The organism is Bradyrhizobium sp. 2TAF24 (genome assembly GCF_052115025.1).
Classification (GTDB): Bacteria; Pseudomonadota; Alphaproteobacteria; order Rhizobiales; family Xanthobacteraceae; genus Bradyrhizobium_A.
Genome location: NZ_JBFRFW010000037.1, coordinates 18,881 through 35,892, shown reverse-complemented (window position 1 = coordinate 35,892; position 17,012 = coordinate 18,881). Strand labels below are relative to the sequence as shown.

The window sequence follows — 17,012 nt, the reverse complement described above, 5'->3', positions numbered from 1 at the left end:
ATCTGGTCGTACGCCGTGAACGTCGCGCCGCCAGTCTCCGCCAACACCTTCGTGATCGCCGCAGTCAGCGACGTCTTGCCATGGTCAACGTGACCGATGGTCCCGATGTTGCAGTGCGGCTTATTACGCTCAAACTTCTCTTTGGCCATGATACTCTCCGTTCAGGCTTTGACTCTCAGTCAAAGGCGATCAGGCAAACTTCTTCTGGACTTCCGCCGACACGTTGGCAGGTGCCTCGGCGTAGTGATCGAACTGCATGGTGAAGGTCGCGCGCCCCTGGCTCATCGAGCGCAGGTTGTTCACGTAACCGAACATGTTCATCAGCGGCACCATGGCGTTGATGACGTTGGCGTTGCCGCGCATGTCCTGCCCCTGGATCTGGCCGCGGCGGGAGTTGAGGTCGCCGATGACCGAACCGGTGTAGTCCTCGGGCGTCACGACCTCGACCTTCATGATCGGCTCGAGAAGGACGGACTTGCCCTTCTGCAGCGCATCACGGAAGGCGGCGCGCGAAGCGATTTCGAAGGCCAGCGCCGACGAGTCGACGTCATGGTAGGCACCGTCGATCAGCTGGACCTTGACGTCGACCACCGGGAAGCCGGCGACCACGCCCGAACCCAGGACGCTGTTGAGGCCCTTTTCGACGCCCGGGATGTACTCCTTGGGCACCGCACCGCCGATGATCTTCGACTCGAACTCGAAGCCCTTGCCGGGCTCGTTCGGCTCGACGATGAACTTGACCCGCGCGAACTGGCCGGTACCGCCGGTCTGCTTCTTGTGGGTGTAGTCGACCTCGGCCGGCTTGGTGATCTTCTCGCGGAACGCCACCTGCGGCGCGCCGATGTTGGCGTCGACCTTGTAGGTACGCTTGAGAATGTCGACCTTGATGTCGAGATGGAGTTCGCCCATGCCCTTGAGGATGGTCTGGCCGGACTCCTGGTCGGTCGACACACGGAAGGACGGATCCTCCGCAGCGAGCTTCGCCAGCGCAACGCCGAGCTTTTCCTGGTCGGCCTTCGACTTCGGCTCGATCGCGATCTCGATCACCGGCTCCGGGAATTCCATCTTTTCGAGGATGACCGGATTGTCAGCGTCGCACAGGGTGTCACCGGTGCGGGCTTCCTTGAGGCCAGCCAGCGCGACGATGTCGCCGGCATAGGCTTCCTTGATGTCTTCGCGGTTGTTCGCATGCATCAGCAGCATGCGGCCGATGCGCTCCTTGCGGTCGCGCGTCGAATTGATGACGCCGGTGCCCGAAATGAGCGTGCCGGAATAGATGCGGCAGAACGTGATGGTGCCGACGAACGGGTCGTCCATGATCTTGAACGCGAGCAGAGCCAGCGGCTCCTTGTCGTCCGCCTTGCGCACGATCTCGTTGCCGTCCTCGTCCTGCCCCTTGATGGCGGGCACGTCGAGCGGCGACGGCAGATAGTCGACGACGGCGTCGAGCAGCGGCTGCACGCCCTTGTTCTTGAACGCCGAACCGCACAGCACCGGATAGAAGGCGCCGGTCAGCACGGCCTTGCGGATCAGACGCTTCAGTGTCGCCTCGTCCGGCTCCTTGCCGTCGAGGTAAGCAGCCATGGCGTCGTCATCGAGCTCGACGGCGGCTTCCACCATCTTCTCGCGGTATTCCTTCGCCTTGTCGGCGAGGTCGGCCGGGATCTCAGCGTCCTCGTACTTCGCACCCAGCGCCTCGTCCTTCCAGACAACGGCCTTCATGCGAACGAGATCGACCAGACCCTTGAAATTGCTTTCCGAGCCGATCGGCAGCTGGATCGCCACCGGCTTGGCGCCGAGGCGGTCGATGATGTCCTGCAGGCACTTGTAGAAGTCGGCGCCCGTCTTATCCATCTTGTTGGCGAAGACGATGCGCGGAACCCGGTACTTGTCGCCCTGGCGCCAGACGGTCTCGGTCTGCGGCTCGACGCCCTGGTTGGAGTCGAGCACGCACACGGCACCGTCGAGCACGCGCAGCGAACGCTCGACTTCGATGGTGAAGTCGACGTGCCCTGGGGTGTCGATGATGTTCAGGCGCTTGCCATTCCAGAACGCGGTGGTCGCAGCGGAGGTGATCGTGATGCCACGCTCCTGCTCCTGCTCCATCCAGTCCATCGTCGCGGCACCTTCGTGCACTTCGCCGATCTTGTGGCTCTTGCCGGTGTAATAGAGGATGCGCTCGGTCGTCGTCGTTTTACCGGCGTCGATGTGCGCCATGATACCGAAGTTACGGTAGTCCTCGATGGCATGTTGGCGGGGCATGGGGCTGTCCTTAAACCTGTGCGTTACGGTCGCCGTTACCAGCGATAGTGCGAGAAGGCGCGGTTGGCTTCCGCCATCTTGTGCACGTCTTCACGCTTCTTGACCGCGTTCCCCCGGTTGTTCGACGCATCCAGCAGCTCCGCGGAGAGCCGCTCGGTCATGGTCTTCTCGTTGCGGCCACGCGCCGCGGTAATGATCCAGCGAATGCCGAGCGCCTGGCGGCGGGTCGAACGAACTTCGACCGGCACCTGGTAGGTGGCGCCACCGACGCGGCGGGAGCGCACTTCGATGGTCGGCATGACGTTGTCGAGCGCCTGCTCGAACACGGTCAGCGGGCTCTGCTTGGTCTTGGCCTCAATGGCGGTCAGCGCGCCATAGACGATACCTTCGGCCACCGACTTCTTGCCGTCGTACATGATCGAGTTCATGAACTTGGTGATGACGATGTTCCCGAACTTCGGATCCGGAAGAACTTCGCGCTTTTCGGCTGCGTGACGACGCGACATGGATTCCGCTCCTTACTTCGGACGCTTCGCGCCGTACTTCGAACGGCGCTGCTTGCGGTTCTTGACGCCCTGGGTATCGAGGACGCCGCGGAGAATGTGATAGCGAACACCGGGAAGATCCTTGACGCGGCCGCCGCGGATCATGACCACCGAGTGCTCCTGAAGGTTGTGACCCTCACCCGGGATGTAGCCGATGACCTCGAAGCCGTTGGTCAGGCGCACCTTGGCGACCTTGCGAAGCGCCGAGTTCGGCTTCTTCGGCGTCGTGGTGTAGACGCGCGTGCAAACGCCACGCTTCTGCGGCGACTGCTGCAGAGCCGGCACCTTCTTGCGCGCCTTCTGGACGACGCGCGGATTTGCGATCAGCTGGTTGATCGTCGGCATTGGTTCGCCTTCACCCTCGTTCGCGCGAAACCGACCGGGTTTCGCAAAATTTTGCCGGGCTACCCGCCCTGTCGGGTCGTTCGGCGCATCCGCATTCGAATGAATACGTTTACGCAAAACGAAATCACGCCGACCGCTCATCACTGAGCGGCGGGCGCTTCGACGCCACAGAGGATCACAATGGGCAGGCCCACCGGGATCATGCTTCCGGAACCCCAAATTCTTCGACCAACGCACACAGGCGGAAGGCCGCAGGCCGGGGTTGTCTTCGCACTGACTGGCTATAATCGACAGCGTCTGAGCGACATTCGTCGAGGTTGGTGCCCTTCCAGATCCGAACTTAAGCCTAACGGCCCAATCAATATTCGGATGGTGTGGGTGATCCGTTCCGACGCAGACGAAGCTCACCGCCTGTCGTTAAGTGGGCGCGTTCTACCGGCCATGCGACCGCAAGTCAAGACCAAACACGATTCAAGAAACGCGTGTCGCAGAGGCACTTCTCGCATCGCGCCGCATCGCGGAGGCGCTGCTTTGCTGCGGCGCGAGGGAATCGCTCCACCCGCTCAGTGGGGACCGAGATGACCGCTGCGCGACAGCAAGAACATCTTGCGGCGCCTCTCCCCACCTTCGATAGCACAGAATTCGGCTCGATTTAGGTATTAAATTACCTTAAGCGATCTATGCTCGACCTCGATTCGGCTGGGCCTCGCGCGCGCCGACGGGAATCAGCCGCGACAGCACCCGGTAGACCGTCAGCGGAACCTCCATCAGGCCGGGAATCGGATCAGGCCAGGCGAAGGCGGCATAGGTCAGCCTGCGGCCGAAGCTGCCGAGATACCCTGCAAAGGTGAGTTCGCCCCGCGCCATCAGCTGGGCGGCCGCCACGACATCCCGCGACGCCTGCATCCACGCCCATCCGGCCTGCGCCTCCGCCGGAGCAACTGCCCGGCCCAGCGCCACCTCACGCATCAGCACTGCCAGGTCGAGCCCGGCCGCCGGGCACAATCCGAACCACGACCACGGCCGCGGATTGACGTCGAGCACCTTGTAGGCGCCGCTGCGGGCATCGAACTTGAACTCGACCTCCACCACCCCTTCGAAGCCGATGGCAGACAGCAGGCGGCGGCCCGCCGCCCGCACCGCCTCGTTCTCCACCACCTCGACGAAGGTGCTGTTCATGCTGAAATCGATCGGATACTGGCGGGTGCGGCGCGCCGTCATGTCGGCCACCGGCTGATTGGCGTACCAGAGTCCCGCATAGGAGAACTGCGCCTCGCCGCCTCCGGGGATCAGCTCCTGCACCACCACATCGTCGCCGCCGACCTGTTCACTCGCCCTCTGGTAGAATTCGATCAACGCCTCGCGGGTATCGGCGCGCCAGGCCTTCGCCGCGGTGAATGCGTTGCGCTCCATCCGCGTCGCCGGCTTCAGCACCACCGGAAACTCCATCTCGGTGCACGCCGCCGCTTCCATGGAGCGGATCAGATAGTTGCGGGGACAGGCGACACCCGCCTCGCGCGCGGTCGCCGCGAGGCGCTGCTTGTCGCAGACCTTCTGAAGGGTCGCCCAGTCGGCGCTGACGATCCGGAACACCCCGCGCAGCAGCGCGAGGTTTTCCGCGACGCACCTCACGTCGCCATCGGCACACGGGATCAGCAGCCAGTCCTTGAGGCCGTGGGCCGCGGCAAACTCCATCAGCCAGTTCGCCGCTCCCGGCGAAGTCGCGCCGGGCCAACTGAAACTGCCGGTCACATAGCGGGACAATCCGGGCAGCGGATGGTCATCGGTCACGTAGACGACCGGAATGTTCTGGCGGCCGAAGCTGCGCGCCGCCGACAGTGCGCCATGCGCGCCACCGAGCAACACCACGCCGCTCATAGCGCCCTCGCCCGATTGTCCGGTCAGGTCGCGCATGCGCATCTCGCCGCCTGGACGTCTCGCCGGAACGCACCGGCCCGGGGCACACGCTGCAGGTTGATCATCATCCTATTCGCCGTTCATCCGCAAGCTGGCGCCTGTGCGGGGCATGATCGTCCCGCCACACAGGACGACATTGCGCTGCCTCAAATTCCCGTGCCGCAACCATGTCCGGGACACTGCAGCCATCTCACCGCAACACCTTACCGGCAAATTGGTTTACGCGACGTCTGCATGCGGCGCGCAGCGCGCTCGACCTCGCCCGCAGCTGCCGCGCTGGCATGAGTCGTGAAGGTTGGCCGTTGTCTTCTGCCAATCACGGGGGCGACCGGCTCAAAATGCGACGCTAGAAACATTTCGAAACAAGACTGGCCCGAAACGGGGCAGCCGGGACGTTAACCCACATCTTTCAATCTTCATTCGCCAGTGTGTGGCAATGCTAGCTTCAACGAACGAGATCACCATGCATCAGGTCGACGTTGCTATCATCGGAGGCGGACTGGCCGGCTCGACAGCCGCGGCACTGCTGGGCCGCGCCGGCGTCAAGGCCGCGCTGATCGATCCTCACGCGGTCTATCCCCAGGACTTCCGCTGCGAAAAGATCGACGGCCCGCAGATCGAAACGCTGCGCCGGATGGGCCTCATCGACCAGTTCATGCCGGCGATGACCTATGACCGCCAGGTCTGGATCGCACGGCTCGGACGGCTGATCGATCGCCGCCGCGGCGACCAATATGGCTTCGCCTATGAAGGGCTGGTGCAGGCCGCGCGGAGCGCGATCCCCTCGTCCGTCGACATCATCACCGCCAAGGCGACCGACATCTCGACCAGCGACCAGTTGCAGCAGGTCACGCTCTCCAATGGCGACAGCATCACCGCGCGCCTGGTCGTGCTCGCCAACGGCCTCAATGTCGGACTGCGCCATCATCTCGGCATCGAGCGGGTGGTGACCAGCCCGTGCCACTCCATCACCCTCGGCTTCGACCTGCGCCGGCGCGACGGCCAGCCCTTCCCGTTCGGTTCGCTGACCTACTACGGCGAAAGCACGGCGGCGCAGATGGCCTACCTCACGCTGTTCCCGATCGGCTCGACGATGCGCGCCAACCTCATGGTCTATCGCACCATGGACGATCCCTGGCTGCGCGAGATGCGCCGCAGTCCGGAACAGGCGCTGCGCCAGCTGATGCCGAACCTGCACAAGCTGACCGGCGACGTCGAGGTCGATGGACCGATCCGCATCCGCCCGGCCGACCTCTACGTCACCACCGGCCACCGCCAGGCCGGCATCGTGCTGGTCGGCGACGCCTTCGCGACTTCCTGCCCCGCGGCCGGCACCGGCACCCGCAAGGTGTTCACCGACGTCGAGCAGCTGTGCAAGGTGCACATCCCGAGCTGGCTCGCCAGCGACGGCATGGACGCCACCAAGATCGGTCAGTTCTACGACGACCCCGTCAAGATGGCCTGCGACGCCGCATCGAGTGCGCTCGCCTACCAGCTGCGCTCGCTCTCGATCGAGAACGGTTTCGTCTGGCACCTGCAGCGCTGGAGCCGCTTCCTGGTCCGCGCCGGCATCGGCGCGATGCGTGAGCTGCGCGCCGTCGTCCCGACACGGCCGCTGCAGCAGCGCCCTGGCATCTGAGCTGCAGAGCACGTTCATTTCTGCCTGGATCGCGAACGCGCTCTCGCAGTTTTTTCTGACGCGCTGTGTTCGCGCGAGCAGTGGCCCGCCGGACAGGTCCGGCGGCATGAGCCGCGCGCAACCGCTCCATCGCGCTGCGCCCGACAGCGCGTTCATGCTGCGTGCGTGAGCTTCCCCCGCTTCCCCCAGAATCCACCGGCACCGGCGCGCCGCCCCGACGCAATTGCATGGTTGGTTGGCTGACGCCTGCGATGCAGCCTGCATCGCAGGTGCACGCAACGCTCCATGACGCTGAAGGGAAAGATCACGATGCCAACAGTTACGAGCTTGAATGGCGCCGACTACGGCATGGTCGCCGGCACCGGCACCGACCAGACCGCGAACTTCCAGGCCGCAATCAACGCGGCGCAGACACAGGGCCTGCCGCTGTTCATTCCGGCGGGCAGCTACAGCATCACCACGGTGAACATCACCGCTCCGGTCGAGATCTATTCCGCCGCCGGCAACGCCGTGATCCAGGGCTATCAGCGCTCGCCGACGATCAATGTCGCACCGGCAGGCTCGGGGGCGAGCTTCGGCCCCGTCTACCTGCACGACCTGACCGTCACCGGCCAGTTCCAGTCCTTTCCCGCGGGTCTCACCAACCCGGCGCTGATCTCGGTGAGCAACGTGGCCGGCATCGCGATCGAGCGCTGTTCGCTGCTGCAGTCCGGACACCACGGCATCTATCTCGACCTGAGCAGCGGCGTCATCAAGGACTGTACCGTGTCGCAGCCGGCCGAATTCGGCGTCTACTCGGTCGACTGCAACAATGGCGGCATGCTGATCGACAGCAACCGCGTGCTCTACGCCGGCAACAACGGCATCTACATCCAGCGCAGCTCGGCGAGCGGCGACCAGAGCATCGTCAGCAACAACCTGATCGGCTTCACCAGTGCCAATGACGGCGGCACCGGCCCGTTCGGCAACGGCGTGATCGTGTACCTCGCCGATTTCGTCAAGGTGCAGGGCAACATGATCTACTCGTCGGCGTTCTCGGCGATCCGCTTCAACGGCTCGAGTTTTGCCGAGATCACCGGCAACCAGTGCTACAGCAGCAGCGAAATGGCGATCCGGATCGAGGCCGCCGCTTCCAACACGCCGTTCTTCGGCGGCATCGTCGCCAACAACATCATCAACACCGCAGGCACCGGAATCAGCATCTCCAATTCCAACAATGGCGCCCGCGAGACCATCATCACCGCAAACCAGATCTACAGCTGCAGCAACAATTCCTTCCCGGGATACCAGACCTGGGGCACCGGGATCTGGGCGGAGGCCGACGTCGTCGTCAACGACAACATCGTCGACAGCTGCGCGGACTGGGGCGTGGTGGTCTACCCCACCAACAACGGCTCGCTGGGAACGCAGAAGATCTCGGCGCAGGCGATGAACAACACGATCAAGAATTGCGCCGGCGGGATCGGCTTCTACCAGGCCGACACGACTTATGGCCGTGTCTTCGTCGGCGGCAACGTGGTCAACAACTTCACCACCACCAGCAAATATGCCGCGATCGTGCCGATCACCTACAACGGCGCGACCGGCGAGATCAAGAAGGTGACCGGCACGCCCGACCTCGGCAACGCCACCACCAGCGGCTTCGCCAACGTCAAGCTGCTGCTGAACTACTCGTTCACCTGAGCGGGAGTGACACCAGGCCTCTGCCCCTTGCGGGCAGAGGCCACCGCTCGCGCGGCCTCACTCCTCGTCTTCGTCCTCGTCATCCTCGTCGTCATCGTCCTCATCATCGTCGTCATCATCGGGATCGGCGTGATGGGGCGTGTGCAACTGGTCGTCCCAGAGCTTGCGGTACATGCCGTTGAGGGCGAGAAGCTCGTTGTGAGAGCCGCGCTCGACCGCCCTGCCGTCAGCGATGACGATGATCTCGTCCATCTCCACCACCGACGTCAGGCGGTGGGTGGAGAAGATCATGGTGCGGCCGCGGGCGAGATTGAGCAGCGTGCGGTTGATCGCCGCCTCCGTGGTCTGGTCGAGCGCCGAGGTCGCCTCGTCCAGCAGCAGAACGGACGGGTTGCGGACGATGGCGCGGGCGATGGCGATGCGCTGCCGCTGGCCGCCGGACAAGGTGTCGCCACGCTCGCCGACGATGGTGTCGTAGCCCTCCGGCAGGCTCATGATGTGGGTGTGGATCTCGGCCTTCTTGGCAGCGTCGATCACCTCGGCGTCGCTCGCCCCCTCCTTGCCGAGGCGGATGTTCTCCATCAGCGACATGTTGAACAGCATGTTCTCCTGGAACACGACCGCCATGCTGCTGCGCAGCGAGTCGCGCGTGACGCGGCGGATGTCGACGCCGTCGATGGTCACCCGTCCCTCGTCCGGCACGTAGAGTCGCAGAATCAGGTTGAGCAGCGTGCTCTTGCCGGAACCGCTGGGGCCGACGACGGCGATGCTCTTGCCGACATTGAGCTTCAGCGTCAGGCCGTCGAGCACCGGCTTGTCGCTGTTCTCGTAGGTGAAACTCACCCGCTCGAAGGTGATGTCGTTGGTGATGCGCGGCAGGTCCGGCGCGCCCTGGCGGTCGGCGCCGCGCTGCGGCTCGTCCAGCATCTCCTGCATGTGCTGCACGGCGGCGGCCGAGGAGATCGCCACCGGGATGAAATGCATCAGGTGGGCGATATTGTAGGAGATTTCCCAGAACGCACTTTCGAAGGTGACGAAGGTGCCGACCGTGATCTGGCCGTTGGTGGCGAGATAGGCGCCGATGGCCAGCACGACGAGGTGCAGCAGCAGCACCGCGATGGTGACCGTGCGCTCGACCATGCTGGACAGGAACGTCGCCTTGGCCATGGACTTGCGGGCGTCGCGGTTGCGCGAGCCGAACCAGCCCAGCGCGCGGCGCTGCAGCCCGAACGCCTTGACCACCGCCTGGGCCGCGACGTTCTCCTGCACGACGCCGAGAATCGCCGCCTCGTTGACCTTCTGGTCGTAGTTGGCCTGCACCGCCTTGGGGGTGAGGATGCGCGGACCGATCAGGGTCAGCGGGAACACCAGCAGCGCCACCACGGCGAGCTGCCAGTTCAGCCACAGCATCAGAAGGATGCCGGCGAACAGCTCGAACAGCGGCAACAGCGCGCTGTTGGCGAGATGCTTGATCGCACTCTCATAGGCCGCCATGTCGACGGAAAACCGTGACAGGATCTCGCCGCGCCTGGTGCGGGCGAAGAACGACGACGGCAGGTTCTGGACGTGCTCGAACATCTTGGTCCGCACGTCGGAAATCACCGAGGCCGTCGTCTTGGCGTCCCACAGCTCGTACCAGATCGCCACCAGCGAGGTCAGCACGCCGGCGGTCGCCAGCACTGACAGGATGATGACCAGCGCCTTGAAGTCCTCCTCGCCGAGCGCCTCGTCGATGAGGTACTTCAGGCTGAGCGGCATGATGACGTTGAACAGCGTCTCGATCAGCAGACCGATGCCGACGAACAGGATGCCTTTCCTGTAGTTGCGCAGGAAAGGACGGGTAAAGCTGTAGAGGGAGGCGAACGCGCCGGCCGCCTCGCGGGCGGTAAAGGCGACGAGATCCTCGTCGTCCTCGTCGTCGTCGATGGGCGGGGGCGGCGGCAGCGGGGTGGCGCCGTCTTCGGGTGTCTCGCCGGCGACGGTCAGCGGCTCAGGGGCCGGCACGCCGGCTGCGGGGGCTTGCGCGGTGGATTCCTCGGCTGCGGGCTTCGACACCATGGACCCTGATCATCGCTGCGCGGCGCGCGGCCGCTATCGACACGCACAGCCTTCGCGGCGCCGCATCCCGCCCATGCGCTTAATCGTCGGCGGCGACCTTGTCAAAGAACGAATAGCGCAGGCTGTCCGCGTCGATGTACCAGTGGCCCGGCCCCTTGCCGGCGGCCAGCGTCGCGGCCCACACCGCCTCGATGGTGTCCCGCCGGTTCATGGACAGGTCGAAGCCGTTGCCAAAGAACAGTTCCGACCACTCCCACCATGTGCCGAGCTTCTTGACGCCGCGCAGCAGGTCGTACTGGTCGATCAGGGCCGGCGGCATGTCGCTGGTCACGGAGGCGAACATCAGGCCGGTCTTGACCACGCGGTTGAGCTCGCGGATCGCCTTTGTCACCTGCTTTTCAGCAACATGACACAGGCAGGTCTCGAACACGAAGTCGAACTGGCCGCTGCGGAACGGCAGGTCGGTGACCGACCCCAGCTTGTTGTACTTGCGCAGCGCCTTGGGCGTCCTGGCGTGGATGGTGCGGTTGTTCTCGATGCCCCAGGCATCGATGCCACGCTCACGCAGAGCCCCGACCAGCTCGCCACTGGCGGAGCCGGCGATCAGGATACGGTAACCTTTCACCCGGCCCCAGACGATCCGGATCAGCTCGGTGAGATATGACGGATCGGTGAACCGGCTCCAGACCTCGTGATACGGGCCGACGCCGCGGTAGTTGTCGAAGTAGCTACGGTCGATCTTGTCGGACGCCGGACGGCCGCCCTCGCCACGCGCGTTGCGCAGCTTGATCATCTCCGTAAGGATGATGTCGGTGGCGGCGTCGGAGGAATCCAGCAGGCCGTTCAGCGTCGAATCGAACAGGTAATCGCCGACCAGCACGAGGCCCGAATGCTCCACCGGCTCCGGCCGGTGGTTGGTGAGGACGTCGCGCACCGGCAGGCCGCCGGGGATGGCATTGACCGACGACAGCCAGCGATGGATCTTGCCCTCGACGAAATGCTCGCGCGCATCGCCGAGTGACGCCGGCAGCGTCTTCAGCGCGACATCGATCAGCTGGTCGTCGCTCAGCCCGACATAAGCGAGCGCGTCGGCGCCGGCGATAAGCCAGTTCAGCACGCCGTGCCGCCCGACATCGTGGCGCGCCCCCTCGACATAGACGCAGCAGCCGCCGAACGCCTCGGACATGAACCAGGCGCCCGGGATCTTGTCGCCCCAGAACGGGCTGTCGAACAGCACCGACACCCGCAGATAGTGCGCCGGCCGATCGAAATAGGCGATGTGCTTGACCATCGACTGGCGCAGCTTCTCACCTTCCCAGTTCACGGTGGCGAGCCAGTTGTGCGGCAGGCACATCAGCACCAGGTCGAAATCGCGCACCACCGGCGTCTTGCCGTTCAGCAGGTTGAGCTGGTAGCGCCCCGCGTCGGTCTTGCCGACCTTGAGCACGCGATGATTGAGCTTGATCTCGGCATCGATCTCCGACTGCAGTCCGGAGATCAGCTGCTCGTTGCCGTTCTGGATCGAATACAGGCCGATGTAGCCGTCGACGTCCATTACGTAGTTCTTGAGTGCGTTAAGGCCGTTGGTGTTGTGGCTTTCAGTCGCGAGGTCAGAGCGCGCCATCACCTTGAAGAAGCGCTTGGCGGTCGCGTCCTTGACCTCGGCATCGAGCAACTGCTCGGCAGTGATGTGCGCCCAGGGATGCTCGTTGTCATGGGCGCCGATACCCTCATAGTATTCGATCGGCGAGATCTCGTCGGCGCACAGCCTGCGAAACGCCTCGATCGCGTCCGCGGTCTTCTTGCCGTACTTGCGGCGCATGCCATCGACGTCGTCCAGCAGTTCGCCGTCGAGCATCACCTGCGCGGCATCCATCGGAATGGTCTGCAGGCCGAAATGCTGGATCAGCTCGCGGAGCGGATCCGGCCCGGTCATCGAGTAGTCGTAGATCTCGGCGACGCCCGCCTCATACATGGCGGGCGCGCTGTCAAACGTGCGCGTGACGATCTTGCCGCCGAGACGATCGGTGGCTTCGAACAAGGTGATGCGGCAGAGGCTTCCGAGTTTTTTCTTCAGATACCAGGCGCTCATCAGGCCGCCCGGCCCGCCCCCAACGATTGCAAGATCGAGCATAGTGTTCCTGTTGTCCCGCCGACGTGAGCGGCGGTGCCGAGTGGTCCAGTTATCCTAAGTTGCCCCAAGCAAAGCACTTTTTCATATGAAAGGAAGATGAACAAACGACGATTTGGCCTTGGGAACCTGCCAAAAATCGCAAAAAAGGCCGGCTGACGCCGGCCTTTCCGCTCGCATTCATCTCCCAGACATCACCTGCCTCACTCTGCCGGCGGCAGAGCGACGGGTTCCGGCTCGGGCGCCGACGGCACGATCGCCGCCTCCGCCTGCTTCTCCCGCTCGTCCTGGATGAGGCGGTCGCGTTTGCTGGCGACCTCGCGGATCCGGGACATGGAGGCGCCGGTGCCGGCCGGGATGAGACGGCCGACGATGACGTTCTCCTTGAGGCCTTCCAGCGGATCCACCTTGCCGTTGACAGCGGCTTCGGTGAGCACACGGGTGGTCTCCTGGAACGACGCGGCCGAGAAGAACGACCGGGTCTGGAGGCTGGCCTTGGTGATGCCCAGCAGCACCGGAGTACCGGTCGCCGGCTTCTTGCCTTCCTCTTCCATCTTGGCGTTGACCTGATCGAACTCGATCTTGTCGACCTGCTCGCCCGAGATCAGATCGGTGTCGCCCTGCTCGGTGACCTCGATCTTCTGCAGCATCTGACGAACAATCACCTCGATGTGCTTGTCGTTGATGAGCACGCCCTGCAGCCGGTAGACCTCCTGGATTTCGTTGACCAGATAGGCAGCGAGTTCCTCGATGCCCTTGATCGCCAGGATGTCGTGCGGCGCCGGATTGCCTTCGACGATGAAATCGCCCTTTTCGACGATGTCCCCGTCCTGCAGGTGGATGTGCTTGCCCTTCGGGATCAGGTACTCGCGCGGCTCCTCGGTCTTGTCGAGCGGCTCGATCGAGATGCGGCGCTTGTTCTTGTAGTCACGCCCGAAGCGGATGGTGCCGGCGATCTCGGCGATGATCGCCGCATCCTTCGGCCGCCGCGCTTCGAACAGCTCGGCCACGCGCGGCAGACCGCCCGTGATGTCGCGGGTCTTGGCGCTTTCCGTGGAGATACGGGCGATGACGTCGCCGGCCTTCACATGGGCGCCGACGTCGACCGACAGAATCGCGTCGACCGCCAGCATGTAGCGCGCCTCGCCGCCGCGGGCGAGCTTGAGCACCTTGCCGTCCTTGCCCTTGACCACGATCGCCGGGCGCAGGTCCGCACCGCGTCCCGAGGACCGCCAGTCGATGACCACGCGCTTGGCGATGCCGGTCGATTCGTCGAGCGTTTCGGAGATCGACTGGCCTTCGACCAGATCCTCGAACCCGATGGCGCCCTCGACCTCGGTCAGGATGGGACGGGTATAGGGATCCCACTCCGCGATACGCTGGCCGCGCTTGATCATGTCGCCTTCGTCGACGCGCATGCGTGCGCCGTACTGGATGCGATGGGTCGCGCGCTCGGTGCCGTCGGCATCGACCACCGCCACCACCATGTTGCGCACCATCGCAACCGAGTGGCCTTCGGTGTTGGTCGCGATCGCCTTGTTCTTGATCACGATCTTGCCGTCGAAGTTGGATTCGACGAACGACTGCTCGTTGATCTGCGCCGCGCCGCCGATGTGGAACGTGCGCATCGTCAGCTGCGTGCCGGGCTCGCCGATCGACTGTGCCGCGATGACGCCGACCGCTTCGCCGTGGTTGACCGGGGTGCCGCGGGCAAGATCGCGCCCATAGCACTTGCCGCAGATGCCATTGACCAGCTCGCAGGTCAGAGCCGAACGGATCTTGACCTCCTGGATGCCGGCCTGGGTGATGGCATCGACGTGGCTTTCTTCCATCAGCACGCCGCGCTTCACCACCACCTTGCCGGTGGCCGGATCGCGCAGGTCCTCGCCCGCGGTGCGGCCGAGGATGCGCGACGCCAGCGACGCGACGACGGTGCCGGCATCGATGATGGCGCGCATCTTGATGCCCTGCGACGTGCCGCAGTCGTCAGCGGTGATGATGCAGTCCTGCGCCACGTCGACCAGACGCCGCGTCAGGTAGCCCGAGTTCGCGGTCTTCAAGGCGGTGTCGGCCAGACCCTTGCGGGCGCCGTGGGTGGAGTTGAAGTACTCCATCACCGACAGGCCTTCCTTGAAGTTCGAGATGATCGGCGTTTCGATGATCTCGCCCGACGGCTTGGCCATGAGGCCGCGCATGCCGGCCAGCTGGCGCATCTGCGCCGGCGAACCACGCGCGCCCGAGTGGGCCATCATGTAGATCGAGTTGACCTGCGCGGTCTCCCCGGTCTTCGGATTCTTCTTCACCGAGGAGATCTCTTTCATCATCTCTTCGGCGATCTTCTCGGTGGCCTTCGACCAGGCGTCGACCACCTTGTTGTACTTCTCGCCCTGGGTGATCAGGCCGTCGTTGTACTGCTGTTCGAATTCCTTGGCCAACAAGCGGGTGTCGTCGACGATCTTCCACTTGCCGTGCGGCACGACCATGTCGTCCTTGCCGAACGAGATGCCCGCCTTGAAGGCGTTGTAGAAGCCGAGCGCCATGATGCGGTCGCAGAAGATCACAGTCTCCTTCTGGCCGCAGTGACGATACACCTGATCGATCACGCCGGAGATCTCGCGCTTGGTCATCAGCTTGTTGATGACCTCGTACGGCATCTTCGGCGACTTCGGCAGCACCTGGCCGAGCATAACGCGACCCGGAGTGGTTTCGATCCAGCGCTTGGAGTACTTGCCTTCCTCGTCGATCCCTTCCCACCGGTACTTGATCTTGGTGTGGAGGTGGATGACCTTCGAGAACAGCGCGTGCTCGAGCTCGGACATGGTGCCGAACGACTTGCCCTCGCCGGGCAGGCCTTCACGCAGGATCGACAGATAGTAGAGGCCGAGCACGATGTCCTGCGACGGCACGATGATCGGCTGACCGTTGGCCGGGTGCAGGATGTTGTTGGTCGACATCATCAGCACGCGCGCTTCCAGCTGCGCTTCGAGCGACAGCGGGACGTGCACGGCCATCTGGTCGCCGTCGAAGTCGGCGTTGAACGCGGCGCAGACCAGCGGGTGCAGCTGGATCGCCTTGCCCTCGATCAGCACGGGCTCGAACGCCTGGATGCCGAGGCGGTGCAGCGTCGGCGCGCGGTTCAGCAGCACCGGATGCTCGCGAATGACCTCGTCGAGGATGTCCCAGACCTCGGGACGCTCCTTCTCGACGAGCTTCTTCGCCTGCTTCACGGTGGTGGACAGGCCCTTGGCGTCGAGCCGCGAGTAGATGAACGGCTTGAACAGCTCGAGCGCCATCTTCTTCGGCAGGCCGCACTGGTGCAGGCGCAGTTCCGGACCGACGACGATGACCGAGCGGCCGGAGTAGTCGACGCGCTTGCCGAGCAGGTTCTGACGGAAGCGGCCCTGCTTGCCCTTGAGCATGTCGGCCAGCGACTTCAGCGGACGCTTGTTGGCGCCGGTGATGACACGGCCGCGGCGGCCGTTGTCGAACAGTGCGTCGACGGCCTCCTGCAGCATGCGCTTTTCGTTGCGGATGATGATGTCCGGCGCGCGCAGCTCCATCAGCCGCTTCAAGCGGTTGTTGCGGTTGATGACGCGGCGGTACAGGTCGTTGAGGTCCGACGTCGCGAAGCGGCCGCCGTCGAGCGGCACCAGCGGACGCAGGTCCGGCGGGATCACCGGCACGACCGTGAGGATCATCCACTCCGGCTTGTTGCTGGAGAAGCGGAACGCCTCGACGATCTTCAGCCGCTTGGCGAGCTTCTTGTGCTTGATGTCGGAGTCGGTCTCCGCCATCTCGGCACGCAGCTGGCCCTCGAGCTTCTCGAGGTCGAGGCCCTTGAGCAGCTCGCGGATTGCCTCGGCGCCGATCATCGCGGTGAAGGAGTCCTGGCCGTACTCGTCCTGAGCACGCAGATACTCTTCTTCCGACAGCAACTGACGGTCCTTGAGCGCGGTCAGACCCGGCTCGAGCACGACATAGTACTCGAAGTACAGGATGCGCTCGAGGTCCTTCAGCGTCATGTCGAGCAGCAGGCCGATGCGGCTCGGCAGCGACTTCAGGAACCAGATGTGGGCGACCGGCGCGGCCAGCTCGATGTGGCCCATGCGCTCGCGACGGACGCGCGACAGCGTCACTTCGACCGAGCACTTCTCGCAGATGATGCCCTTGTACTTCATGCGCTTGTACTTGCCGCACAAGCACTCGTAGTCCTTGATCGGTCCGAAGATGCGCGCGCAGAACAGGCCATCGCGCTCGGGCTTGAAGGTACGGTAGTTGATCGTCTCCGGCTTCTTGATCTCGCCGTAGGACCACGAGAGAATCTTTTCCGGCGACGCGATCGAGATGCGGATCTGGTCGAAGACCTGAGCCGGCGTCGTCGGATTGAAGAGGTTCATAATCTCTTGGTTCATCGTCTTCTCCTCGACCATCG

At 64.1% G+C, this 17,012-nt stretch carries 10 protein-coding genes; 2 read left to right on the top strand and 8 right to left on the bottom strand.

Annotation, left to right across the window (positions count from 1 at the left end; translation table 11 throughout):
• From AB4Z37_RS32000 to AB4Z37_RS31980, 5 genes are all read right to left on the bottom strand, one after another.
• A partial coding sequence (locus tag AB4Z37_RS32000) for a GTP-binding protein (protein WP_441520703.1) occupies positions 1 to 149 on the bottom strand: 149 nt, incomplete at its 3' end.
• 40 nt (positions 150 to 189) lie between these two features.
• Positions 190 to 2,262, bottom strand: a complete 2,073-nt coding sequence (gene fusA / locus AB4Z37_RS31995; protein ID WP_441520702.1) for an elongation factor G — start codon at positions 2,260 to 2,262, stop codon at positions 190 to 192.
• Positions 2,263 to 2,297: 35 nt separating this feature from the next.
• Positions 2,298 to 2,768, bottom strand: coding sequence for a 30S ribosomal protein S7 (gene rpsG, locus AB4Z37_RS31990; RefSeq protein WP_441520701.1), 471 nt, complete (start codon positions 2,766 to 2,768; stop codon positions 2,298 to 2,300).
• Positions 2,769 to 2,780: 12 nt separating this feature from the next.
• Positions 2,781 to 3,152 (bottom strand): 30S ribosomal protein S12, encoded by a 372-nt coding sequence (gene rpsL / locus AB4Z37_RS31985; protein WP_211964679.1) that lies wholly within the window; start codon positions 3,150 to 3,152, stop codon positions 2,781 to 2,783.
• Between the two features lie 678 nt (positions 3,153 to 3,830).
• The gene (locus tag AB4Z37_RS31980; protein WP_441520700.1) at positions 3,831 to 5,066 is read right to left on the bottom strand and encodes a carboxylate--amine ligase; all 1,236 of its coding nucleotides are present in this window, start codon (positions 5,064 to 5,066) and stop codon (positions 3,831 to 3,833) included.
• A 466-nt stretch (positions 5,067 to 5,532) separates the two neighbouring features.
• On the opposite strand from AB4Z37_RS31980, the gene AB4Z37_RS31975 reads away from it, so the two are divergent.
• Positions 5,533 to 6,708 carry an FAD-dependent oxidoreductase gene (locus AB4Z37_RS31975; RefSeq protein ID WP_441520699.1) on the top strand — a complete coding sequence of 392 codons (1,176 nt, stop codon included), beginning with the start codon at positions 5,533 to 5,535 and terminating at the stop codon, positions 6,706 to 6,708.
• Between the two features lie 309 nt (positions 6,709 to 7,017).
• Positions 7,018 to 8,391 carry a TIGR03808 family TAT-translocated repetitive protein gene (locus AB4Z37_RS31970; RefSeq protein ID WP_441520698.1) on the top strand — a complete coding sequence of 458 codons (1,374 nt, stop codon included), beginning with the start codon at positions 7,018 to 7,020 and terminating at the stop codon, positions 8,389 to 8,391.
• A gap of 57 nt (positions 8,392 to 8,448) precedes the next feature.
• Here the strand turns inward: AB4Z37_RS31970 and AB4Z37_RS31965 are convergent, their stop codons facing one another.
• From AB4Z37_RS31965 to rpoC, 3 genes are all read right to left on the bottom strand, one after another.
• Positions 8,449 to 10,449 (bottom strand): ABC transporter ATP-binding protein, encoded by a 2,001-nt coding sequence (locus tag AB4Z37_RS31965; protein ID WP_441520697.1) that lies wholly within the window; start codon positions 10,447 to 10,449, stop codon positions 8,449 to 8,451.
• A gap of 79 nt (positions 10,450 to 10,528) precedes the next feature.
• Positions 10,529 to 12,583, bottom strand: coding sequence for an FAD-dependent oxidoreductase (locus AB4Z37_RS31960; RefSeq protein WP_441520696.1), 2,055 nt, complete (start codon positions 12,581 to 12,583; stop codon positions 10,529 to 10,531).
• 200 nt (positions 12,584 to 12,783) lie between these two features.
• Positions 12,784 to 16,992 carry a DNA-directed RNA polymerase subunit beta' gene (gene rpoC / locus AB4Z37_RS31955; protein WP_441520695.1) on the bottom strand — a complete coding sequence of 1,403 codons (4,209 nt, stop codon included), beginning with the start codon at positions 16,990 to 16,992 and terminating at the stop codon, positions 12,784 to 12,786.
• Positions 16,993 to 17,012 lie beyond the last annotated feature (20 nt).